The organism is Chryseobacterium vaccae, from assembly GCF_009602705.1.
GTDB classification, from domain to species: domain Bacteria; phylum Bacteroidota; class Bacteroidia; order Flavobacteriales; family Weeksellaceae; genus Chryseobacterium; species Chryseobacterium vaccae.
In genome coordinates, this window is sequence record NZ_VSWH01000001.1 from 2,908,945 (window position 1) to 2,932,645 (window position 23,701).

At 37.9% G+C, this 23,701-nt stretch carries 17 protein-coding genes; 16 read left to right on the plus strand and 1 reads right to left on the minus strand.

Features of this window, described 5'->3' with window-relative positions; translation table 11 throughout:
• Nucleotides 1–40 precede the first annotated feature (40 nt).
• The 5 genes from FW768_RS13225 to FW768_RS13245 all read left to right on the plus strand — a co-directional run bounded on the left by FW768_RS13225 (nt 41) and on the right by FW768_RS13245 (nt 4,417).
• On the plus strand, nt 41–1,450 hold the full coding sequence (locus tag FW768_RS13225; protein ID WP_153396122.1) for a hypothetical protein: 1,410 nt from the start codon (nt 41–43) through the stop codon (nt 1,448–1,450).
• Nucleotides 1,450–1,776, plus strand: a complete 327-nt coding sequence (locus FW768_RS13230) for a nucleotide pyrophosphohydrolase (RefSeq protein ID WP_034731670.1) — start codon at nt 1,450–1,452, stop codon at nt 1,774–1,776. Before FW768_RS13225 ends, FW768_RS13230 begins: the two co-directional genes overlap by 1 nt.
• Before the next feature lie 169 nt (nt 1,777–1,945).
• Nucleotides 1,946–3,163, plus strand: coding sequence for a 3-phosphoshikimate 1-carboxyvinyltransferase (locus FW768_RS13235; RefSeq protein WP_153396123.1), 1,218 nt, complete (start codon nt 1,946–1,948; stop codon nt 3,161–3,163).
• Between the two features lie 81 nt (nt 3,164–3,244).
• Entirely contained in the window at nt 3,245–3,727 is a 483-nt protein-coding gene (locus tag FW768_RS13240; RefSeq protein WP_153396125.1) for a hypothetical protein, read from the plus strand.
• Nucleotides 3,728–3,745: 18 nt separating this feature from the next.
• Nucleotides 3,746–4,417 (plus strand): hypothetical protein, encoded by a 672-nt coding sequence (locus FW768_RS13245; RefSeq protein WP_153396127.1) that lies wholly within the window; start codon nt 3,746–3,748, stop codon nt 4,415–4,417.
• Nucleotides 4,418–4,929: 512 nt separating this feature from the next.
• Here the strand turns inward: FW768_RS13245 and FW768_RS13250 are convergent.
• Nucleotides 4,930–6,774, minus strand: coding sequence for an alkaline phosphatase (locus tag FW768_RS13250; RefSeq protein WP_231128686.1), 1,845 nt, complete (start codon nt 6,772–6,774; stop codon nt 4,930–4,932).
• Between the two features lie 248 nt (nt 6,775–7,022).
• Between FW768_RS13250 and FW768_RS13255 the strand changes: the two genes are divergently transcribed.
• The 11 genes from FW768_RS13255 to FW768_RS13305 all read left to right on the plus strand — a co-directional run bounded on the left by FW768_RS13255 (nt 7,023) and on the right by FW768_RS13305 (nt 23,419).
• Nucleotides 7,023–7,811: an SDR family oxidoreductase gene (locus tag FW768_RS13255; RefSeq protein ID WP_153396129.1), complete on the plus strand. Its 789-nt coding sequence runs from the start codon at nt 7,023–7,025 to the stop codon at nt 7,809–7,811.
• Between the two features lie 27 nt (nt 7,812–7,838).
• The gene (locus FW768_RS13260; RefSeq protein ID WP_153396131.1) at nt 7,839–8,699 is read left to right on the plus strand and encodes a WG repeat-containing protein; all 861 of its coding nucleotides are present in this window, start codon (nt 7,839–7,841) and stop codon (nt 8,697–8,699) included.
• Nucleotides 8,700–8,709: 10 nt separating this feature from the next.
• The gene (locus tag FW768_RS13265) at nt 8,710–10,314 is read left to right on the plus strand and encodes a BamA/TamA family outer membrane protein (RefSeq protein ID WP_231128687.1); all 1,605 of its coding nucleotides are present in this window, start codon (nt 8,710–8,712) and stop codon (nt 10,312–10,314) included.
• Nucleotides 10,315–10,684: 370 nt separating this feature from the next.
• Nucleotides 10,685–13,831, plus strand: a complete 3,147-nt coding sequence (locus FW768_RS13270; RefSeq protein WP_153396133.1) for a SusC/RagA family TonB-linked outer membrane protein — start codon at nt 10,685–10,687, stop codon at nt 13,829–13,831.
• Between the two features lie 20 nt (nt 13,832–13,851).
• On the plus strand, nt 13,852–15,363 hold the full coding sequence (locus FW768_RS13275) for a SusD/RagB family nutrient-binding outer membrane lipoprotein (protein WP_153396135.1): 1,512 nt from the start codon (nt 13,852–13,854) through the stop codon (nt 15,361–15,363).
• Nucleotides 15,364–15,528: 165 nt separating this feature from the next.
• Complete coding sequence (locus tag FW768_RS13280) at nt 15,529–17,874, plus strand: phosphocholine-specific phospholipase C (protein ID WP_153396137.1); 2,346 nt, start codon at nt 15,529–15,531, stop codon at nt 17,872–17,874.
• Between the two features lie 221 nt (nt 17,875–18,095).
• Nucleotides 18,096–18,674: a hypothetical protein gene (locus FW768_RS13285; protein WP_153396139.1), complete on the plus strand. Its 579-nt coding sequence runs from the start codon at nt 18,096–18,098 to the stop codon at nt 18,672–18,674.
• Nucleotides 18,675–18,778: 104 nt separating this feature from the next.
• Nucleotides 18,779–19,579, plus strand: a complete 801-nt coding sequence (locus FW768_RS13290; RefSeq protein WP_153396141.1) for a WxL protein host-binding domain-containing protein — start codon at nt 18,779–18,781, stop codon at nt 19,577–19,579.
• Nucleotides 19,572–22,310: a COG1470 family protein gene (locus FW768_RS13295; RefSeq protein ID WP_153396143.1), complete on the plus strand. Its 2,739-nt coding sequence runs from the start codon at nt 19,572–19,574 to the stop codon at nt 22,308–22,310. Before FW768_RS13290 ends, FW768_RS13295 begins: the two co-directional genes overlap by 8 nt.
• 5 nt (nt 22,311–22,315) lie before the next feature.
• On the plus strand, nt 22,316–22,840 hold the full coding sequence (locus FW768_RS13300; protein ID WP_231128688.1) for a hypothetical protein: 525 nt from the start codon (nt 22,316–22,318) through the stop codon (nt 22,838–22,840).
• A gap of 9 nt (nt 22,841–22,849) precedes the next feature.
• On the plus strand, nt 22,850–23,419 hold the full coding sequence (locus tag FW768_RS13305; protein WP_153396147.1) for a hypothetical protein: 570 nt from the start codon (nt 22,850–22,852) through the stop codon (nt 23,417–23,419).
• The last annotated feature ends 282 nt before the right edge of the window (nt 23,420–23,701 follow it).

The following is a 23,701-nucleotide window of genomic DNA, read 5'->3' on the forward strand; positions in this document are numbered from 1 at the left end:
ATTTTCGTTAAATTTGGAATCTATTTAAACTTTAATTTCGATGAAATTCAAATTATTACTGGCTTTTTCTTTCTGGATGCTTCTAGTAACGGTATCATGTAATAAAGACGATATTACGTTTGATGCTCCTTCACAGCTGTTAAGTTTTTCAAAAGACACGGTATTCTGTGATACGGTTTACCATCAGGTGCGTTCTGAAACCTATGCTGTAAAAGTATATAATAATGAAGATAAAGACGTTCTGATCCCAAGAATTAATCTGGAGAAAGGGGCTTCGTCTTTATACAGAATCAATGTAGACGGAAAACCGGGATATGATTTTAAAGATGTTCCGTTGAGAAAGAAAGACAGTATGTATATATTTGTCGAAATTGCTCCCGAGGCTACGGGGCCGGAAGCTATTGCTGAAGACAAAATTGTTTTCAACAGTGGTGCCGGGCAGCAGCATGTCACTTTATTTTCAGTTGTTCAGGATGCTGAATTTTTCATCCAGACTCCTACCAACCCTAATGTCATTTCCAATCATACAACCTGGAATAATAATAAAGCGAAGATCATCTATGGTGATCTGACAATTGATCCCAATATCACTCTGGATATCCAGGCCGGAACAAAAGTTTATTTCCATAAGAACAGTGGAATGAAAGTTTCAGCAGGAGCCTCTCTGAATATCAACGGGGCACTAAACAATGAAGTTATCCTTCGTGGTGACAGAAATGATCCGTATTATGATACCATTCCTAAAAACTGGAACTCTATCAGAATGGAAGCTACGGCCAATCTTAATATGAATTTTGCAAGACTTTTCGGAGGGACAAGAGGAATCGATATGAAACAGGCCAATGCCAATATCAGCAATTCCTTTATTCACACCTTTCTTGAATACGGAATTTATGCTGTAGGTTCTACCGTAAATGCAAAAAACCTGGTGATGAACAATTGTGGAGAATCCTGCATCGGAATTTTCAGAGGGGGAAACCACAGCTATATTCATTCTACGATTGCCAATTATTCTAAAACCATGGGCAGTTTCAACAGGCTTGGAATCTTTGCTACCAATGAATGGAAGAATGCTTCCGGACAAATGGAGCAGGGAGCGCTTCAGCGTCTTGATATCAAAAACTCTATTATTTTTTCAGACCGAGATAATTCCGTTAATTTTGAACCAACTCCCGGGCAGCAGTTTGAATACCTGCTTCAGAACACATCCATAAAATATTCCGGAGTATCAGAAGCCGGTTTCGCGTTTGATAATAATATGAATGTGGTGCAGAGCTTTAAAAATGAAGATCCTCAGTTCCTGAATTATTTTGCAGCAAAAATGAATCTGCGCGTTAAGCCTGCTTCTCCGGCAAGAGGAAAAGGAAATACCACCGTGGCAGGAACAGTACCACTCGACATTGTGAATGTATCAAGAACAACCAACCCTACTTTAGGAGCTTATCAATAATGGAAATTACACAGCTGCAGCAGCAGGTAGATGAATGGATCAAAACCATCGGGGTCCGTTATTTTAATGAACTGACCAATATGGCTATGCTTACCGAAGAAGTAGGCGAAGTCGCAAGGATCATTGCCAGAAGATATGGTGAACAGAGCGAAAAAGAAAGTGATAAAAGCAAAGATCTGGGAGAAGAACTTGCAGATGTACTGTTTGTTACTTTATGTTTAGCCAACCAAACCGGAGTGAATCTTCAGGAAGCTTTTGATAAAAAAATGAAGATCAAGACCGACCGGGATAAAGAAAGACATCAGAACAACGAGAAGCTGAAATAATATGAAGAGATCATTCAGATGATGAGCACAATCTGCCGCTTCTGGAGAAAAAAAAATTACGGTAAAGATGGCTTTCACCTCATTGAACTGTATGATCAGAACGGAAATTTATTCTGTTATGCCGATCAGGATGGGGTAAAATTTTATAAACAATGAAGCAACAATCAAAATGAAGTTAGAAAAATCAAAATTAATAGGAGATAAAACCATACAGATCAGCGGTTCGAAAAGTATTTCGAATCGTTTGTTGATTTTGGAAAGTTTATTTAAAAACATAAAAATCGGAAACCTTTCCAACTCGCAGGACACTCAGCTTTTAAAAAAGGCCTTATCTGAAAATACAGAAACAGTGGATATTCACCACGCCGGAACAGCCATGCGTTTCCTTACCTCTTATTATTCTATTATGGAAGGAAAGACTACAGTTCTTACCGGATCCAAGAGAATGAAAGAAAGACCGATCAAAAACCTGGTGAGCGCCCTCAAAGATCTGGGAGCAGAAATTGATTATTTAGAAAATGAAGGTTTCCCCCCATTAAAGATCACCGGAAAAAAGATCACTCAGAATAAAGTGAATGTTCCTGCTGACATTTCCAGCCAGTTCATCACTTCCCTTCTTCTGATTGCCGGGAAACTGGAAAACGGATTGGAAATTCATCTTGTCGGGCAGGTTACTTCAAGATCTTATATTGAAATGACCCTTGATATCCTGACAAGATTCGGAATCAAGAACAGCTTTGAAGGAAATACAATAAAGGTAGAACGTTTCGATGGAGAGGCAAAAACTGCTGACTATGAAGTGGAAAGCGACTGGAGCTCGGCTTCTTACTTCTACTCTATCTGTGCATTGGGAAGAAAAACCATCCATCTGAAAAGCTTCTACAAAGAATCTACTCAGGGAGATTCTGCTATTGCCGGAATTTATGAGAAATTTTTCGGAATTAAAACCATTTTTACCGAAGATGAACATAAAATCACCCTTCAGCCGGAACCCAATTTTACTTTCCCTGAAAAAATCGTTCTGGATATGAACAACTGTCCGGATATTGCACAAACCCTTTGTGTAACTGCTGCTGCTTTAAAAATCCCATTCGATATTTCCGGACTGGGAACTTTAAGAGTGAAGGAAACCGACAGACTTTTAGCTTTATACAATGAGCTGAAAAAACTGGGGACTGAGACGGAAATCACAGATCTGACAATCAAATCAGTCAGCTTCGGAGAACCGGAAGAAAACATTTCCATTAAAACGTATCAGGATCACAGAATGGCTATGAGTTTTGCCCCGTTCTGCCTGATCAAAGAACTGAATATTGAAGATGAAGAGGTGGTGGAAAAATCGTATCCGTTGTTCTGGGAAGACCTTGAAAGTGTAGTTACCCGTTAATTTAAAATTGAAAATACGGTCATTTGAAAATGCTATGTCATATTATTTCGAATTACCGTATTTTTATACATAATTCCAATCATGAAATACCTGATCTTATTCACATTGTTTCCTGCACTTCTTTGGGCACAATACTTACGGCCTAACGAAGAAATTGTCTATTCCTTTGAAACTAAAAACGGGAAGAAAATGACTTTGGTAAAGGATAAACAAAATGAGTATATCCAATACCGGTTTGGAAGTAAAAACAAGATTGAAATGGAATTTCCCGCGGAAAGAAACAAAGAAAGCTGGAAAAAATTCACTTATAATTCCTATTACAGAGGCGGAGGAAAGCAAAATGCCGGAATGGAACTTAATTATCTCTTATTTACCAACAACGACTACAGCTACAAACTTTACAGAACCTATCAGGCAGAAGACGAATCATTTTCTGCCGGAATCATCATTACAGACAGCAAAGACAAGGAAACTGATATTGCCGGCAGCTATAAAACAGTGAAAGGACGTCTCAACAGCCTGGAAGATAACAAGCTGATCAAAAAAGAAGATTTCGGTCTATAACTTCAAACCCTGTCCATAATGAGAATCCCTTTCTTTACTGCCCTTCTGCTCAGTGTAAGTTTTCAGGCACAGAACCTGAAAGATTTCAATATCCCCAAAGGCTATCAGAAAATAACAGAGATTAAAGGAGATCTGGATAAAGACGGGAAAGATGAAACAATATTCGTTTTCAATACCAATATAAAAAGCAATTCTCAGTTTGATAACAATAACGGTGTCGTGAGAGCCTTGTATATTATAAAAGATAATAACGGAAAATCTCAGGTCTGGAAAGAGAATAAAACACTTCTTTTTTCCAGTGGAACAGGATTTTATCCCAAGGACAATTCGCTGAACATTGAAATTAAAAGCAATACTCTTATTGTGGAGCAACAGTTTTCTACCAATTCACGACACACTCAGACTTACCGCCATATTTTCAGATTCCAGAACGGAGATTTTTACCTCATCGGTTCCCGTGATGAGTTTAATGATACCTGCGACTTTGAATTCCTGAATGAAATTAATTTCTCCACAGGCAAAGCCGTTATTGATAAGAAATATTCGTCCTGTGACGATGATGTCAAAATTCCTGATGATTACTATAAAGAATTTATCCATCCGTTTAAACCACTGATCAGGATGAATGATTTCAGAATTGGAGAAAATAAAATCAAAGTTCCCGGCTCGGATGAGTATTTATACTTTTAGAATACCTGGCTGATTTCCATTTCAACCATTCCCTATCCCCCTTTAAATACAGAGACCTTCAGGTTATCCACATACTTATCCACAAAGTTATCCACATTAAAGAAATAGAATTTTATTAACCACAAGGATAAATAATAGCAGAGGATTTCCTGATTGGATCAACATATTTCATCACCCTTTATTTCCTTTAACCTTATCAAATTAGCTAAAAAAGATGCCAACCTATTATTGATAACCTTCAGACCTCCCTCTTCCATCTCCCAGCTTCCAAGCTCGATAAATCAAAAATTCTTATCCCGGACTAAGGTTAACTTTATACTTATCCACAGAGTTATCCACAACTGGAATAAACCATGAAATGAATTACTGTTTATCAATAGCCAAACAACAAAAACAATTAAACCGCCTGTAAATAAGGCAAATTGCTCATTTATTAAAATACAATTTTTAATTTCAAAACGATTATATCCTTCCTCGACTGACATTTATACACATTGTTATCCACAACTTCTTTATTTCCTGATTCCGTACGCTTCCATAATCTTATTAAAGATCTCCGTATTTTCGTATATACCGGTAAATTCCCTTGAATTGGGTCCATAAGCAAACACACTGGAAGGAACAGCCGTATGATCATTCGTGCTGAAATTCCCGAATACCCAACCATCTTTAAGGCTTCCGTCAAGAAGGGTCAATCCTCCGGTTTCATGATCTCCGACAACAATCACCAGTGTTTCTTTATTTTCGTCGGCAAACTTCATGGCTTTTCCCACTACTTGGTCAAAATCCAGTAATTCAGTCATCAACTGCTCCAGGTTGTTACTGTGCCCTCCTCCATCGGTTTGTGAAGCTTCTACCATCATGAAAAATCCTTTTCTATTATCCTTCAGGTCATTCAATACCATATCGAAAGCATCAGCCAGCCAGTTTCCTCTTCCTTCGGTTACTCTTTTTGAAGCCAGAGGATCTGCAATAATCATACGTCCGTTGATTTTATTGACCGATTTCAAATCATCATAAATCTCAACTGCAGCCTCTTTGAATTTCTGCCTGTATTCTATTGATAATCCACCAGATGGACCTCCAACTAAAATCTTAGTTTTAGAATTAATAAAATCCATCATAATATTTCCCGAGTTGTTTCTATTATCTGAATGAGCATAAAAATCCGCCGGTGTAGCATCTGTTATGTCTCCCGTAGAAATAAGTCCGGAAACCAACCCTTTTGCGGCAACAATATCAGGGATCTGAGCAAGTGCTTTCCCCATAGCATCTACTCCAACAAATGTATTTTTAGTTTTCACTCCCGTGGCAAAAGCTGTTGATCCCGGTGCCGAATCTGTGATATAAGCATTGTATGAACTGGTTTTGGACAGCCCGGTTGACTTCATATTAAAGACATTCAATTTTCCTTTATTGGCTGTAAATGCAGCATAATATTGGGAAAGAGAAGTTCCGTCCGGAATCAGAAGAATAACGTTTTTCAATTTTTTACTGATTCCGTCTGATTTATAGGAAGGAGTATACACAGGATAGTCTTTTGTATTCTTATAAAAATTCTTTGGGGCAGCATTCAGAAATTTCTTAAGATCAGGAATATGATCGGTATTGATAAAATCCACATTGCTGTTCATAAGATTTACCCAGGCATTCGGGAAATCCGGAGCTCCGTAAAAACGGATCTGCTTCTGTTGACGATGTGCCTTTTCTACCGCATCTTTTATTTTCTCCGTTTCCTCATCCCGGGGAATTCCTTTTCCATTCCATTGTATCAGATCTTTCAAATCTGCACTGAATATTCCTATCCTTTTCAATTGGTCCTCCCTATAGCTTTTATCAAGGTCACCATCAAAATAAAGATAATCCGGATAACTTTTAAAATCTTCAGGCTGCGGCCTTCCTCCTGTTATCACAATTTTAATTCCAGGACAGCTGGTAATCTCAGGATATTTTTTTAAGCTGGCCGTCAATATTTTCAAAGTCGTTTTATAATCGTTTTTAATATCAATCAGGAGCTGGAGCTTTTTATCAGCTTCAGGATAAATATTTCCTTTATTCTGTTTGATCTGTTTTGAAATGTTATTCAGATAAAGGGTCTCCAACGTTCTTTCCGGAGACAGCTCTTTTTCGGTATGCGCTACCAGAAGTTTTCCTTTCACAGGAAAAACGTCCGCTTCTATTGACCCGAATCCTGCATAATAGGCTTCCCAAAACGGGATTTCCTGTAAATAATCATTATGAGAGTGGGCATTATTTACATGGTATCTCAGGTAATTTTGTGCCTGGTTTTTTGAAAAAATGGCCAGCATCAGGAAAATGCTGATCTTTTTTGAAAGCTTTATCACAGAGGTCATCATGTTCAAGAAATTTATTTTTAATAATAGAATGTGCAAAAATAGAACAGTACGTTCTCCGGTGGGTTAAGGTATTTTTATGTTTTCATTAAAAAACAGTACCCGCCATTACTAAAATTCATGTTTACATTATAATAAATAGCAGATTCACTTTTCTTTTTTTACATTTGCTGGAAATACGGTTCAGGATTCTGAGAAAGATCAGGAACCGGAAAAGAATCAATACAAGTCTAAAATTCATATATCAATAAATGACCATCATCATCACAGGAACCTCATCAGGAATCGGTTTCGTACTGGCAGAATATTTTGGGAAAAATGGCCATAAAGTATACGGTTTAAGCCGAAAGCATACAGAAAGCCAGTATTTCAGGTCTATCCCTACAGATGTTACCGATAATAATGCCGTACAAAGTGCCATTGAAGAAGTTCTGAAAACGGAATCCAGGATTGATGTTCTGATCAATAATGCAGGAATGGGAATGGTAGGAGCTGTAGAAGATTCTACGAAAGAAGATATTTTAAAACTTTTTAACCTGAATCTTGTGGGTGCTGTTCAGATGATGAGTGCTGTTCTTCCTGCAATGCGTAAACATCAATTCGGAAAAATCATTAATGTTTCAAGCATCGGAAGCGAAATGGGACTTCCTTTCCGTGGTTTTTATTCTGCTTCAAAATCTGCTCTGGACAAAGTAACAGAAGCCATAAGGTATGAAGTATATCCCTGGAATATCGATGTATGTTCTTTACATTTAGGGGACATCAAAACCAATATTGCAGAAAACCGGGTAAAAACGAAAGTTTCTGAACCTTATAAAAATATTTTCAATAAAGTATATGCCTTGATGAACGCTCATGTAGGTGAAGGAACAGAACCTTTGGAAGTAGCCGCTTATGTTGAAAACCTGTTGGGGAAAAAGAAATGGAAAGCCCATTATTATTTTGGTAAGTTCGGACAGAAGATCGGAGTTCCTTTAAAGTGGATTCTTCCACAGGGAACCTATGAAAATCTGATGAAAAAATATAATAAACTGGACTAATTTCAGTTTAAATATACGGTATCAGCCATGAAGAATATTATTTTTTTACTGCTTTCATCATTTGTCTTTGGCCAGAAAGCCACCTTATTTCCTGCAAAAAAAGGAGATCAATGGGGTTTTGTTGATCAGAATAATAAATTGGTGATTGCACCCCAATATGATCTTGCCTATCCTTTTAAAGAATATAAAGTATACAATCCTCAGAGCAAGAACTATACTCATGTGATGTCTGCCCATGTCCGCCTCAATAACCAATCTAAATGTATTGCAGAAAACAATACTGAAATAGACTGTAAAAAACTTGAAGATCCTTCAGAGGTGACGGATGATTTTACGTCAGCTACAGAAACGGAAGTAAAAACAATGGAGAGAAAAGCCGAAAATGAAAAGCAGGACATCATCAGCCAGCTTCCTAAAGATATCCAGGAACAATATGAGAGAATTGATGTTTTTGCAAAATCAACACCTCTGTTCCTGGTAAAAAAGAATGGTAAAAGCGGAATCATCAACAATACCGGAAAATTAATAATCCCTGCTGATTACGATTATATTGAAGCACATGGTTATGAGACATCACCAGGTAAATTTGAACCCTATATCATCGCCGGGACATATACCAGCACCGGAGTACATCAGTACTTTACTAAAGATGGCAAAATATTTTTAGAAAATTATCAGCGCTATTCCTCAATTCATCAGTTTGGAAAATTAACCATTGTTGCTGATAAAAATGGCAAGAGGAAAATATACAACTTGCCTGCCCGAAAGTACATCAATGATAAAACATATGATAAATTTTCCTGGTTTACAGATGGAATGATGCTGGTTGGAAGAGACGGAAAAGAGTTCTACATTGATGAATCCGGAAAAGAATATATAGCAAAGTAAAAATCATTATTTGATCCGTTTATTCACCATATTGCTTTTCTTATTCTGCACTTTCTTTAAAGCGCAGACCAAACAGTACTGGCTTATTGATACGGAAACCAATATCCGGAAAAAGGTAAAAGATTCTGCTTCTGCGGTAAAGTTCCTGGACTCTCTTTCACAGAATAATTATTTCTTTACCCAGCTGAAAGAGGTAAAAGTAAAAGGCGACAGTACGGAAATCTTCTTTGATAAAGGAAAAAACTACAACGAAACCTATGTGGACCTTTCGGATGTGATTGTTGATAAACTGAAAATTCAGAAGGATTTTTTTACTAAAAATTTAGATTCTACCAAGAAAAGCATTAATAAAAAATATATTGATGACGGTTATTCTTTTAGCCGGATCAAATCAAAATATAAAGGCCAGAAAAACGGGTATCCCGTCATTGAGCTTGATATTAACAAAAATGATAAGCGAACCATTGACGGTTTTGTGGTAAAAGGCTACGAAAGAGTTCCTAAAAGGTTTATGAAAAATATTGAAAAGGAATTCAAAGGAAAAACCTACGACGATAAAAACCTTCTGGCCATCAGCAAAAATTTCCAGAGCCATGCTTTCGTTACGCTGGAACGGCCACCTCAAACTTTGTTTACGAAAGATTCCACGAATATTTATTTATTCATGGAAAAGAAAAAGACCAATACTTTTGACGGGGTCATCGGTTTCGGAAATGATAAAACGGAAAAGTTTACCCTGAACGGAACCCTGAATGTGAATTTCAGGAATATGTTCAACGGTTTTGAAACCGTCAACCTTTACTGGCAGAGAAACCCTGATAAAGGGCAGACTTTTGATCTTCAGGCCGATATTCCTTATCTTCTTAAATCGAATGTGGGTATGAACCTGAAAGTCAATATTTTCAGACAAGACTCTACTTTTGCCAATGTAAAGTTCCTTCCTGCTTTTTATTATAACATCAATAACCGTAATAAAATCGGGCTCAGAGGAACCCTTGAAACATCGAGCATTATTGATACGCTGTATGTTCAGGGAAAAGATTACAACAAAAAAGGGATCGGGATCTGGTTTGAAATGACGGAACCTACAGATATTGATCTTTTCCTTTATAAAACAAGAATCAATGCCGGTTATGACTACCTGACCACAACGTATACGAAAGATAATATCAAAGCCAATCAGAACCAATTCTATTTCTTCGGAGAGCATAATTATCATATTTCCGGAAACCACTTCCTCAACATCAAAGCGGAAGGTGCCATGATGGATTCTAAAATAGAGTTCTCCGCCAACGAATTATACCGTTTCGGAGGCTGGAATTCCATGCGGGGATTCAATGAAAAATCTCTCGCTGCCGATTTCTATTATTACGGAGGGCTGGAATACCGCTATCTGATAGGCAGCCAGGCATTTTTTGATCTTTTTGGACAGTACGGTCAGCTCAATAATAAATCGCTCAACGTCAAGCCGAAGCTCTACAGTGTCGGGCTCGGGTTTAATTTCTTTATTCCGATCGGGCTGATGAGTTTCCAGCTTTCCAATGGTAATGAGTTTGGAAATCCTTTTAAATTCAATGATATTAAAATCCATTGGGGAATTCTGAGCAGATTCTAAAAGGGGAATATTAAACTTTTCTTACAGGACAAGTATAAAATAAGTTTGTTTAAACTTAACTACAAAAGTTATTTTTACAGATGACATGATATCATAAAAGTTCTCTAAAGAATAAAAATCACTAAAGTGTTTAAAATAAAACTTTTGTGACTTTTGACTACGCCGAACCTTCGGTTTGTGGTTTAATAAAAAGTATAAACAGCTTCATCAATAAATAATATAATAAAGCAAAAACTGCTATATAAAAGGAAAATTTCGTTTTATCAAAATGTTAATTATAACTGTTAAAAAATATTAAAATCATATTTTTATTTTAATACGGTCGTAAACTTCAGGTAATACTGTGGGGCTAAATTTGCCCTCAAAAAAAATGAAGAAGACTCTAGCTTCCTTTGCAGTTTTTTTACTTCCCCTTTATCTTACTGCCCAAGAAATTAACATTTCCGGAAATGTAAAATCCGAGAACGGCTCCCAAATCTCCGGAGTCAGCGTCACCGACAAAAACACCGGAAAGACCGCAATTACCGATGAAAATGGAAATTTTACCATTTCAGCCAACCCGAAAGACATCCTTGAGTTTTATGCTCCTGATTTTTCACTTTTCACCGTAGAGGTTTCTTCCAAGAGAGAATATTCCGTGGTATTGAGAAAACCACAGGAAAAACAGATTGAAGGTGTTGTAATAACCGCTTTGGGAATTGCCAAAAAGAAAGAAAAGATTGGCTATGCCACTCAGGAAGTCGGTACGAAACAGTTTGAAACCATTACCACACCAAGCATTGGTAATTTATTTTCCGGACAGGTTGCCGGACTGAACGTTTCCAATCCCACAGGAATGCAGCAGGCTCCCCAATTTACGTTGAGAGGAAACTCAAATCTGGTTTTTGTGATTGATGGAGTAATTGTAGAGAAAGAGGTTTTCCAGAATTTAGATCCAAACAATATTGAAAACATCAACGTTCTGAAAGGAGCAACAGCCTCCGCTTTATATGGTTCCAGAGGAAGATACGGAGCAGTTCTGATCACCACAAAATCAGCGAAAAAGAAAGGCTTCTCTGTTGAATTCTCCCAGAACACCATGGTTACGGGAGGTTTTACCAATCTTCCCAGAACCCAGACCGAATATGGAAACGGCTCTCACGGAAAATATGAATTCTGGGACGGAGCAGACGGAGGAGTTAATGACGGAGACATGATCTGGGGGCCAAAATTCACACCCGGTCTGAAAATCGCCCAGTGGAACAGCCCGATCCGGGATAAGGTAACAGGTCAGGTCATTCCATGGTATGGAGCAGTAAACGGCACACAATATAATGATAAATCAAGATATGAAAGAGTTCCGATCGACTGGCAGTATCATGATAATTTAAGCACATTCCTGAAACCGGCAGTCATCAATAACAACAGTTTCTCTGTAAGTTATAAAAATAATAAAGATATCTACCGTCTTTCCGGGAATTTCATGAATTATGATGACCGGATTCCCAATTCATACCTACAGCGTTACGGAGTCAATTTCTCTTCGGAAAATCATTTGGGAGAAAAACTGATCTTTGATACTAAGCTTAATTTCAATCAGACCTTTACCCCGAATATTCCCAATTACAATTACAACCCAAGCGGGCATATGTACACCATCCTGATCTGGATGGGAGCCGATGTAGACGGAAGGGACCTTAAAAATCACATGTGGATTCCGGGAAAAGAAGGAACGGCACAGGCCAACTGGAATTATGCATGGTACAATAATCCATGGTTTGGAGCTGAATATTATAAAAATAAAAACCGAACCAACGTTATTAATGCACAAACCGGCCTTGAGTATAAAGCCACTCAGGATTTCTCAGTAAAAGGCAAAATATCTATTGTAGAAAATCACAATAAGCAGGAAATATCAAGTCCATATTCCTATTTCAACTATGATGCTCCTAGAAGCGGTGGATATATTCTGAACGACTCTAAAACATGGAATCTCAACTATGATGTACTGGCCACTTACAAGAAGAAAATATCTGACAATTTCGATTTTACAGTAAATGCAGGAGCCTCGACGTTTTACTACAAAAATGATATCGACAACGCATCGACAGACGGACTGAAAATTCCTGAACGTTATACGCTGGAAAACTCCATCGGAGCTTTAAAATATTACGACTACCTAAAAGAAAAGCTGATCTACAGTGCATATTCAACGATTGATATCGGATTATACAATGCTTTTTTCGTGAATATTTCAGGACGTAACGACTGGTCTTCCACCCTTCCGAAAGCCAACAGATCTTACTTCTATCCTTCTGCATCGGTAAGTGCCGTTATTTCCAACCTGTTCACGATGCCGAAAGCCGTGAATATGCTGAAACTTTCCGCTTCATGGGCAAAAGTAGCCTACGACTTCCAGCCCTATTCTATCAGGAATTATTATCTGAACAATAAAGGAATTACATTCAATGGAAATCCTACCAATTACTATCCTACCATCCTAAATGTTGAAAATTCTTTGAAACCGGAACAGACCAAGTCTTATGAACTGGGATTAAGCGCAGGTTTATTCAACAACCGAGTTACATTGGATGCCACGTATTTCAGAACACTGGATTACAATAACATTCTTGAATTCCCGACAGCACAATCGTCGGGATTTACGTCACAATATGTAAACGGGAATGAGTATACGACCAAAGGTTTTGAGATTTCACTAGGATTGGTTCCAATAAAAACAGCCAATTTCACATGGAGATCTTTAATCAACTGGAGTACTTATGAGCAAAAGCTGACTTCTATTTACGACAATATGCCGAACTACAACAACATCAAACTCGGCGAAAGAATGGACAGCTTCTACGATTATACCTGGCAGAAATCACCGGACGGAAAAGTTATTCTGAATGCCAATACAGGAATGCCTACCAGAGCCAATACTCCGAGCAATTTAGGTCATTTCAACCCGGATTGGACCTTCGGCTTCAACAATACCTTCAAATATAAAAAGCTTTCTTTAAATATTGGGATTGACGGAAGTATTGGCGGAGTGATGAGATCTCAGGTTGTAGAAAAAATGTGGTGGGGAGGAAAGCATCCGAATTCTACCGCATACAGAGATCTTGAATATGCTAATCCGGGAACGTATTATTTTGTGCCGGATGGTGTTAATTACAATGCAGCTACAGGAACATACACACCGCATACCAAACCGATAAGCTTCCAGGACTGGGCACAGAATTATCCGTACCAGGCAAGGGTTACGGAGGATGAAAGTAAATTATTCGCCAATGTTTTTGACCGGACTTTCATCAAACTGAGATCGGTTATTTTAGAATATGATTTCTCTTCCCTTCTTAATCCTAAAGGAATGGTGAAGAATTTAACGGTGAATGTTTCAGCGTATAACCTGGCGATGTGGAAAAAGTCTAAAAACCTTTACTCGGATCCGGATTTCCAGCTTAAAGCCAAAGACTCCAATGATATTCAGGACCCTTCCAGCAGATGGTTCGGAATCGGGTTTAATCTTAAATTTTAATTCAACAACACTTCAGTACAATGAAAAATAATATAATTCTCAATTTAACAAAGCTGAAAAGTGCTGCTATAAAATCATTATTTGCAGCAGGAATTCTCATGATGGCTTCATGTGAATCCAGTCTTGATACCATCAATGAAAACCCTAACGACCAGTCCAGCGTAGACCCGAAAGTCCTTTTAACCTATGTATCTATGAATACTTTTCAGGTAAACGGTGAGAATATGTACGCTTCAAGAATGATGATCGGGACAGACGGTGAAAATACCTATCAGTATATGAAATGGAATGAAGCTTCTTTTGAAGTGTACACCAAAGCTCTTTTGAACACCACAAAAATGATGCAGGAAGCAGAAAAAACCGGCAATAAAAATTATCTCGCAATTGGTAAATTCTACAGAGCCTATCATTTCTTTAATCTAAGCATGAAATTAGGAAGTATTCCTTATTCTGAAGCAGTAAAAGGAGAATCTAAAATTATCCAGCCGAAATATGACAGCCAGGAAGCAGTGATGGCAGGTATTCTTACAGAACTGAAAGAAGCCAACGACCTTATTAATTCTACAGACAAGATTGAAGGTGATATTATCTACAACGGTGATGCCTCCAAATGGAAAAAGCTGATCAATTCATTCCGATTGAAAATCTTGATAACCCTATCTAAAAAGACCACTCTGGGAAGCTACAATGTGGCCGGAGAATTTGCTTCTATAGCAGGTAACCAGCCTCTGATGACATCTATCGGAGATAATGGTGAACTGAAATTTGTAGATGCCGCAGACAGCCGCTACACCATGTTCAACAACAGCGGTTATGGATCGAGTTTATATATGGCTGATTATTTCATTAATATGTTCAAAGACAGACATGATCCGAGGCTTTTCACATTTGCCGCGCAGACTACCGCAGCTAAGGAAGCCGCAAAACCTATTACAGATTTTACGGGATATAACGGAGGAAATCCTACTTCTCCTTATTCTGACAATGCAGCTCTGATCACCGCAAAAAACATATCAAAAGTGAACGACCGTTTTTATAAGGATCCTACGAATGAGCCATCTTCGGTATTAAGCTATTCGGAACTGGAGTTTATTTTAGCAGAGGCAACAGCCCGCGGATGGATTTCCGGATCAGCAAAAACCCATTATGATAACGCCATCAAGGCTAGTTTCAACTTTTATCAGACGTATGTGAAAAACCCGAATCAGTATTTTGCAGGATTCGATGTCAATCAGTATCTGGCTTCATCCATGGTGGTTTATAATGATTCTGATCCACTGCAAAACCGTATAGAAAAGATCATGACTCAGAAATATATGACGATGTTCCATCAGGCTCAATGGACTTCCTATTACGATTATCTGAGAACAGGATTTCCGAATTATCCTTTGCAGACCGGAGTTTCGGCACCGTTCAGATTCAGGTATCCACAATCAGAGTATAATTACAACAGCACTAATCTGAAGGCAGCTCTTAATGCACAATACGGAGGAAGCGACAATATTAATTCTAAACCCTGGTGGCTTCAGTAAAGGATTGAATGCCAGAGAAGGATACAGAAAGAGACTATTCGTATGGTAATCTCCAGAGATTACTTACAATAATCTGATCCCGAATTCAGGTCAAATAATTTATAAAAATCAGGAAACCGCAGGAAAATCCTATTAACTTGCGGTTTCTTTCTATTACGACAGATTATGAACAGAAGAGAATTTTTAGAAAAATCAAGTCTTTTGCTGGCAGGATTAGGAACTTCAAGCGTTCTGCACCCTTCCATTTTAAAAGCCCTTACCATTGAACCTGCTGCCCAATCTACTTTTTATGATGCGGAACACGTGGTGATCCTGATGCAGGAAAACCGTTCCTTTGATCATGCTTTCGGAGCACTTAAAGGAGTAAGAGGCTTTTTAGACAAAAGAGCTTTCATAAAAGAGGATGGCCATTCTGTATTTTTTCAGAAAGGAAATTCCGGAAAATATGCCTCGCCTGCACGGCTGGATCTTAGAAATACAAAATCCACATGGATGAGTTCATTGCCCCATTCATGGTCTGACCAGCAGAAAGCTTTAAACAAGGGAAAATATGATCACTGGCTGCAGGCAAAAGCTTCAGGCAATAAAGATTATAAAGATATTCCGCTTACTTTAGGTTATTATAACCGGGAAGATCTTCCGTTTTATTACCAGCTTGCCGATGCATTTACGATCTTCGATCAATATTTCTGCTCTTCTCTTACGGGAACTACTCCAAACAGGCTTTTCCTTTGGTCCGGAACACTTCGTGAGCAGCAAAATGGCAAAGTAAAGGCTAATGTTTACAATGAAAATATCGATTATGATAAAGCAAGACAGGCCCGCTGGAAAAGCTTTCCTGAAATTTTGGAGGAACAGGATGTTTCCTGGAGGATCTATCAGAATGAAATCAGTCTTCCGAAAGGAATGTCCGGTGAACAGGAGGCCTGGTTAAGCAACTTTACAGATAATCCTATTGAATGGTTTTCCAGTTTCAATGTAAAATTCTCCAAAGGCTACCATCAGCATATTCCTAAAATGATTAACCATCTGAAAAAGGAAATTGAAAAGAAGCCGGAGCAGAAAGAAAGACTTGACAAGATTATCCGCGAGCTGGAGGAAGACCAGATTCAATATGATCCTAAAAATTATTCAAAACTATCGCAGAAGGAAAAGAATCTTCATGAAAAAGCTTTTACTACCAACAGCAATGATCCTAATTATTGGGACCTTGAAATCGGGCAGGATGAATATGGACAAAGACTGGTAGTCCCGAAAGGAGATGTCCTGTTTCAGTTCCGGAAAGATGTTGAAGAAAAAAAGCTTCCGCTGGTTTCATGGCTGATTGCCCCTGAGCATTTTTCAGACCATCCGGGATCGCCCTGGTATGGAGCATGGTATATTTCAGAAGTACTGAACATTCTCACCAAAGATCCTGAAGTATGGAAAAAAACGATCTTCATTATCAATTATGATGAAAATGACGGTTATTTTGACCATGTTCTTCCTTTTACTCCTCCATTGAATCCCAACCAACCAGTTGACATGAACAGCAAAGAAGGCGCAGAATATGTAGACCGTTCTCAGGAATACATGAAAACACTTCCTCTGAAGGATCATGAAAGAATTGAAGGAACTGTAGGTCTGGGCTATCGGGTGCCAATGATTATTGCTTCGCCATGGACGAAAGGCGGTCTTGTGAATTCTGAAGTTTCAGACCATACTTCTGTTCTTCAGTTCCTGGAAAATTTCATAAAGAAAAAGACAGGAAAAGACGTTACGGTAAATAACATCAGTGATTGGAGAAGAGCGGTATGCGGAGATCTTACGTCTGCTTTTAATACAGCTAATGTAAAAGCTCCCCAAATGGATTATATTGATCAGAAAGATTATGCAAGGACGATCAATGCAGCCAAAAGCAAACCTGTTCCAAACCTGAAATGGTATGCTGAAAGTGAGCTTAATGAAAGGCTTCTTGATATTCAGGAAAGAGGGATCAAGCCTTCTAATCCACTTCCTTACCATTTCCACGTTAATCTGGAAAATAAAAAAATCCATATGGAGAACCTGAAAGAAAATGGTGTTCCGCTGATTATTTATGACAGAGCGATGTTCGGTAAAGGAGCTTCCTATTATTCATATGCATTGTATGCTAAGCAGGAAATGAAACATGAAATATCCGGTCAGAACTATGACTATGAAGTTTTTGGCCCGAACGGATTTTTCAGAAAATTCAAAGGCAGCATGATCCCGGAAACAGAAGTACTTTTTGTGAATAGAGCTTCTGAACATAAGGCTGAAATTATTTTCAGACAAAAGAAGAAAGGAAATATCAATTTAGTACTGGAAGATCTTTACGAAAAAAGCCGGAAAAACATTTCGGTGCAGCAAACTGAAGAAAAAATGACAGTTGATCTGGCAAAAAACAAAGGCTGGTATGATCTAAAAATCATATCCGGTGACTGTATCTGGCATTTTGCAGGAAGACTAGAGAACGGAAAAATGTCTGTTACCGACCCACACTGGATCTAGGAGTTATTGATATACTTATTGAGCCTTACGCCCTCAGGTGTAAGGCTTTTTGTTATGATTACAATCATAAGAGAATATATTTTTTTATTCTAATTTGCATTAATAATTCACAATCGTAATAACATATAACATAAAAATAATTAACAATATTCAAAAAATAAAAAATTATTTTCATATTATTTCGATTATTGTTAATTTCACTTCATTAAACAACCTACACCATGAAAAAATTAAACTTATCCCTTGCGATAGTATTATTTACTTCAGTATTCGCTGGAAACCTGAGTGCACAGGATACGAAAACAGACAATCATACCGTGACAATTTCTATCCCGGAAGTTGCCCTGGTTGATATTGAACCTGCTGCTACTAAAAATATTACCCTGGGATTTACAGCTCCCGATGAAGCCGGAAATCCCATTATTCCAAGTACAGCAAACACTACGCTGTGGCTTAATTATTCTTCCATAAAATCTGTTGCAGATCCTACCCGTAATGTGACTGTAAGCATGAATGCCATCATTCCAGGGGTTGACCTTCACGTAACTGCGGCTGCGGCCACCGGATCCGGAGGAGGTACATTAGGAACATCTGCAGGACTGCTTACATTAAGTGGTGCCGACCAGATCATTATCTCCGGCATTGGAAGTGCATATACCGGCAATGGTACCAATAACGGACATAATCTTACGTATGCTCTTGCAGCAGGAAGCGGCCCCGGAGGTGTAGCAGCTTATGCAGATTTACAGGCAACCGCCACTACCATAGCTACCGTTACTTATACGATATCAGATAATTAGAATTTAAACACCATTCTATTCTGCCTTTCAAAAACAAGAAGAAGTTGTCATTCAGTTTCTTCCTGTTTTTGTATTATTTATGATTTAACCCTAAACTTTATATGATGATGAAGCGTATTCTTCTTTTAATCACCCTGATTTTGCAGTTCAGTTTTTTACATGCCGGTATTGTGATTCTCAACGGGCTTACGCATTCTTACTCAGTAGAAAACGGAAAAGTTTATAAAGGAAAAATTGCTATTGAAAATACAAGCAATACTCCTCAGAATGTAAAATTATTTTTACAGGATTTCGCCTATCATGCGGATGGGACAATCAATTACACATCATTGCATACCAATAAACGCAGTAATGGAGACTGGATTAAACTCAATACCAATCTGATTACTCTGAAAGGCAAAGAAAAGACAGAAATATTCTATGAAATCACAGTTCCTAATCAGACACTAGCCCCCGGAAGTTATTGGAGCGTCATCATTGTAGAACCTGTAGATGACATAAAACCCAGCGAAAATAAAGCGGGAGTAAGCATTACTTCTGTGATAAGGTATGCTATCCAGGTCATTACAGATTATGAGGCAGAAAAGGCCAAACCGGAACTGAAATTTGAAAGCGTAAAAGTAGAAAAACAAGATGGCAGGCAAACCGTAAAAATTGCAATAGCCAATAATGGAAGTCTTTACTGTAAACCAACAGCATTTATTGAGATCTATAACAGTAAGACCGGTGAAAAGCTTGGAACCTATTCAAGCTTAACCATGGGACTGCTGCCTAATACCTCTAAAACATTTTACATTGATATCAGTAAGGTACCTGTAGGTAAATATAGAGCTACGATAATGACCACAGACGAAGAAGAGAATGCTTTTGCACTCAATGTGGAATTAGAAGTAAAAAATGATTAGAACTTGGACTTTATTTATTATCCTATTATTCCCGATATTTTCTTTTTCTCAACAGCAATCCAGCCCGTTGATCAGTAAAAGAGATAGTCTAATGCCGGGAACGTCTACTTCTATTCCCTTTACATTAGAAAATAGTTCAGCGGAAAACAAGGTTTATGATATTTCGGCGACCACGTCAGATCCGAATATCGTCCCTATTTTAGCAAAAGGAGAACTTAAGATGGTTCCTCATGAAACTTCAGTATATCTGCTTCCATTACGTATTACAGCAGAAACAGCTAAGGGCCTCTATACAATAACATTGAACATTACAGACCGCCATAGCGGGATATCCTTTGTAAAAACTTCACAAATTACCATTTCCGGGAGCAGGAAACTTTCCCTTAAGGCATTAAATTCTCCGGAATTTATAAGAGCCGGAGAAACCATTCATTCTTCATTTTTACTGAAAAATAACGGGAATGTAACGGAAAATGTTATTCTGGAAAGTAAAAATGCCATTATTGATTATGATACATCAATAGTCTTAAGCCCCAATGAATCTAAAGTTATCAACGTACACAAACTAACCAGCCCTGATCTCAGGCAAAATGAGGTTCAAAATCTGAATCTATCAGCATATTCAAAAGATAGTCCTGAAGAAAATCAAGATGTTTACGTAAGTACCCAGGTTATATCGGTAAAACCTTTGGAAAATGACATTTACCACAGACTTCCTATTGCGGCCTCTTTGTCTTTCATCGGCATGCAGAATATGGGTGTTTACCAGGATGGTTTCCAGGGTGAGCTGTATGGCAAAGGAACATTGGACAAAGACAATAAAAACCAGATTGAGTTTCATGCAGTAACACGCAATCCTGTAGAATTTAGTTCATTTACTCAATATGAAGAATATTTTGTCAACTATAAACGGGATCATCTTTTCGTTCATCTTGGAGATAAAACTTATTCTTCATCTTATTTAACAGAGTTTGCAAGATATGGGCGCGGGGCGGAAATCCGGTATGATTTTAATAAAGTAAGAGTGGGTGGATTCTACAACCATCCCAGGTTTTTCAAAGATATTAAAGATGAATTTAATATATATTCAACCTTCAGGATCCGGAAAGAATCAGAAATCTCTACAGGATATCTTTACAAAATTCCAGAAAAAAGAGAAATTAATTATGGAGATGGAAGATTAGATTCTGAAGCCCATCTTCCTTATATTAAGGGAAAATTCAAACTTTCAAGAAACATCAACCTTTCCGGGGAATTGGCTTACAGCACGACAGAGAAAACAGAGGGAACAGCTTATATGATGCAGACCGAAGCTATTTTTGAGAAATTCAACGGAAGCTTAATGTATATCAAAACAAGCCCAAAATTTGCAGGATATTTTACCAATACAGATACCTTCAACGGTAATATTTATTATAACATTACCAAAAAGCTTAGCGTTTTTGCCAATTATATGCAGGATGTCAAAAATTTCCAGCGGGATAATTTATTGCTGGCGGCACCTTACAGAAAATACTTCCAGTATGGAGTACAATACAAATATCTGTCTAATGGATTCATCATCCTTAATAACGCCTATCAAAAGTACCAGGACCGTTTAGAGCCTAAGCAGTTTGATTATAATGAACGATTCTTCAAAATCAGTATTAATCAGCAGATCGGAATATTTCAGATCAATCTCGATGGGCAGTTGGGTAAAACTGATAATTACCTTACGGAATTCAGTGGAAATTCCAGCCTTTATTCCGCCAATATTTCATTTCAAAAATTCAGGACATCTTTTAATGTGTTCGGAAGTTATGCTATCACTTCAAGATATCAGCTACAGAATCAGAAAAATCTTTATTATGGAGCAAGAATATTCAATAGATTTTCCGATAAAACCAGTTTAAGTATATTTTATCAGAACAATTATATCCCTGAAGAATATTTTAAAGACAGAAATCTATTTGAACTTCTGTTTCATCAACAGTTGTTTCCGGGGAATGAGCTTGATCTTTCAGGAAGATATTCATTACAAAGAGGAGAAATAGGAAAGAAAGATTTTATATTTTCCATGCGGTATACCTGGCGTCCCAACATTCCGGTGCAGAAAACGACAGAGTATGTTTCTTTATCTGGGAATATCAGCAATCTCGGCATAAAAAAGACAGAGGGAATAAAACTGATGCTTGGAAGCTACATTTCCATTACAGATAAAGAAGGAAATTATATATTTAAAAATGTTATTCCAGGTAATTATTTCCTGGAAATAGACCGTTCAACCACAGAAATCAATGATATTCCCACACAGATTTTCCCTGCTACTCTTTCTCTTATGAATAAAGAAAACATTTTCAATTTTGGATTAACAGCCGCAGCCAGTATAAAGGGGCATGTTCAGCTCCAGGAAACAGGAGAAAAAGAAAATACGGGTATTGATAAAAAAGGAAAAAAGAAAAGAGAAAGTATTATTGTGGAAGCTAGCAGCAACGACCAGACCTACCGTAAAATATGTTTTGTTGGAGAGGATTTTGATTTCACGTATCTCCGGCCGGGTAACTGGACAGTCAAAGTTTACCGAAACGGCCTTGATAAACGGTATAAAATTTCAACAAATCAATTTCAATTGAGCCTACAGCCAGCAGAAACAAAACAATTAAATATTAGTGTTGTTAAGCAGCCGGTAGAAATCAAATACCAGCAGGAGTCCTTAAAAGTAGGATATAATGAAATAAAAAATAAGAAATAATGCTGATGCGATCCCTATTATCAACTATAGCTTTTATCTTATCTGGCAGCCTCTATTCTCAGACTGCCAATATCGCTGTTACCATGACGCTGCCCGTTGTAACTTTAATGGATATTGAACCTTCAGGAAATATAACTTTAAATTTTACGCCACCTACCGAGGCTGGAAATGCCCTGGTGAATCCAACCCCCAATACATCAAAATGGATTAATTATACTTCTGCAATTGTCTCCGGAGGACTTACCAGAAGAATTACAGCATCTGTGAATAAAGTTATTGACGGGGTGAATATAAGATTACAGGCTGCTGCTGCTTCCGGAGCCGGAGGAGGAACATTGGGAACTTCTTCCGGACAGGTTACTCTTACTACGACTCCTGTTACTATTATCAGCGGTATTGGGGGTGCTTATACAGGCAATGGTACAAACAACGGCCATGGGATTACCATTTCATTAGTTCCCGGCAATTACGCCAATTTACAGGCTCAGGCTAATACAGTTATTAACATTATTTACACCATTACAGAATAAAATTGAAAAATGAAAACCAATAGTCGCTTTCTCCGGAAAATTTTCTTAAAAAAATATCTGTACATCATTTCTTTAGTGATCGGTAGCAGCTTTGAGGCTCAAACAATAAGTATTGCAGGAAGCAACTGGGCTGTAAGCGTTCCCACCATTACTGAAGCAGGAACCAACTATACCGGAACATACGATAATCCTAACCTACTGACATTATCCGGAACCTTACCAGGATCTTTCCTGAACCTTCTCACAAGTGCCGGCGCCAAGATCAGTATGCACTATGTTCCTACTTTATGGAATAGCAATCTGCACCTCTTTGCAAAAAGAAGTGGAGGAACGACTACTATCAATGGTCTTTGCATCTTATGTACGGCTACAATCAATGGAGGAAATACCAATTATATAGAAATTCCTCAGGCAACAGCAGCAACGCTTTCTACAATAACCTTTACCGGCGTATTAGGTCTTGGTAATAGTGTAAATTATGCTGATATTGGTGTACAATTGGAAATACGCGGTGCTTCTGTTACAATTCCTGCTGCTGCATATAGTACACAAGTAGTCTTTACCATAGGTCCAAATTGAATTCCTTGGCATCTATAAGAAATTCAAAATCTGAAATTAATGTAAAAAGTTTTCATGAGCATTTTCCCGCTATCCGCTCATACTCCTCACGCCATTAGCTGTTCCCTGCCTCAATCCTTTCTTTTCCATCCAGTTGCGGGGTAACCGTTGCTATCGGGGCTAGGGTTTATCAGCAATAGATAATGGCAGACAAAGATGGGTAACAGCTTACTGTTTTTAAGATAAATAAAGCCGCTTCGCTTATTTTTGAAATACAAAGATTTGATCAGGTATCGCTTATTA

Excerpts from the sequence above, each read along its gene's own strand:
- FW768_RS13240 (WP_153396125.1), top strand. The coding sequence starts at position 3,245 with ATGAAATACCTGATCTTATTCACATTGTTTCCTGCACTTCTTTGGGCA.
- FW768_RS13275 (WP_153396135.1), top strand. The coding sequence starts at position 13,852 with ATGAAAAATAATATAATTCTCAATTTAACAAAGCTGAAAAGTGCTGCT.
- FW768_RS13300 (WP_231128688.1), top strand. The coding sequence starts at position 22,316 with ATGCGATCCCTATTATCAACTATAGCTTTTATCTTATCTGGCAGCCTC.
- FW768_RS13225 (WP_153396122.1), top strand. The coding sequence starts at position 41 with ATGAAATTCAAATTATTACTGGCTTTTTCTTTCTGGATGCTTCTAGTA.
- FW768_RS13295 (WP_153396143.1), top strand. The coding sequence starts at position 19,572 with ATGATTAGAACTTGGACTTTATTTATTATCCTATTATTCCCGATATTT.
- FW768_RS13235 (WP_153396123.1), top strand. The coding sequence starts at position 1,946 with ATGAAGTTAGAAAAATCAAAATTAATAGGAGATAAAACCATACAGATC.
- FW768_RS13245 (WP_153396127.1), top strand. The coding sequence starts at position 3,746 with ATGAGAATCCCTTTCTTTACTGCCCTTCTGCTCAGTGTAAGTTTTCAG.
- FW768_RS13230 (WP_034731670.1), top strand. The coding sequence starts at position 1,450 with ATGGAAATTACACAGCTGCAGCAGCAGGTAGATGAATGGATCAAAACC.
- FW768_RS13290 (WP_153396141.1), top strand. The coding sequence starts at position 18,779 with ATGATGAAGCGTATTCTTCTTTTAATCACCCTGATTTTGCAGTTCAGT.
- FW768_RS13285 (WP_153396139.1), top strand. The coding sequence starts at position 18,096 with ATGAAAAAATTAAACTTATCCCTTGCGATAGTATTATTTACTTCAGTA.
- FW768_RS13260 (WP_153396131.1), top strand. The coding sequence starts at position 7,839 with ATGAAGAATATTATTTTTTTACTGCTTTCATCATTTGTCTTTGGCCAG.
- FW768_RS13250 (WP_231128686.1), bottom strand. The coding sequence starts at position 6,774 with ATGATGACCTCTGTGATAAAGCTTTCAAAAAAGATCAGCATTTTCCTG.
- FW768_RS13255 (WP_153396129.1), top strand. The coding sequence starts at position 7,023 with ATGACCATCATCATCACAGGAACCTCATCAGGAATCGGTTTCGTACTG.
- FW768_RS13280 (WP_153396137.1), top strand. The coding sequence starts at position 15,529 with ATGAACAGAAGAGAATTTTTAGAAAAATCAAGTCTTTTGCTGGCAGGA.
- FW768_RS13305 (WP_153396147.1), top strand. The coding sequence starts at position 22,850 with ATGAAAACCAATAGTCGCTTTCTCCGGAAAATTTTCTTAAAAAAATAT.
- FW768_RS13270 (WP_153396133.1), top strand. The coding sequence starts at position 10,685 with ATGAAGAAGACTCTAGCTTCCTTTGCAGTTTTTTTACTTCCCCTTTAT.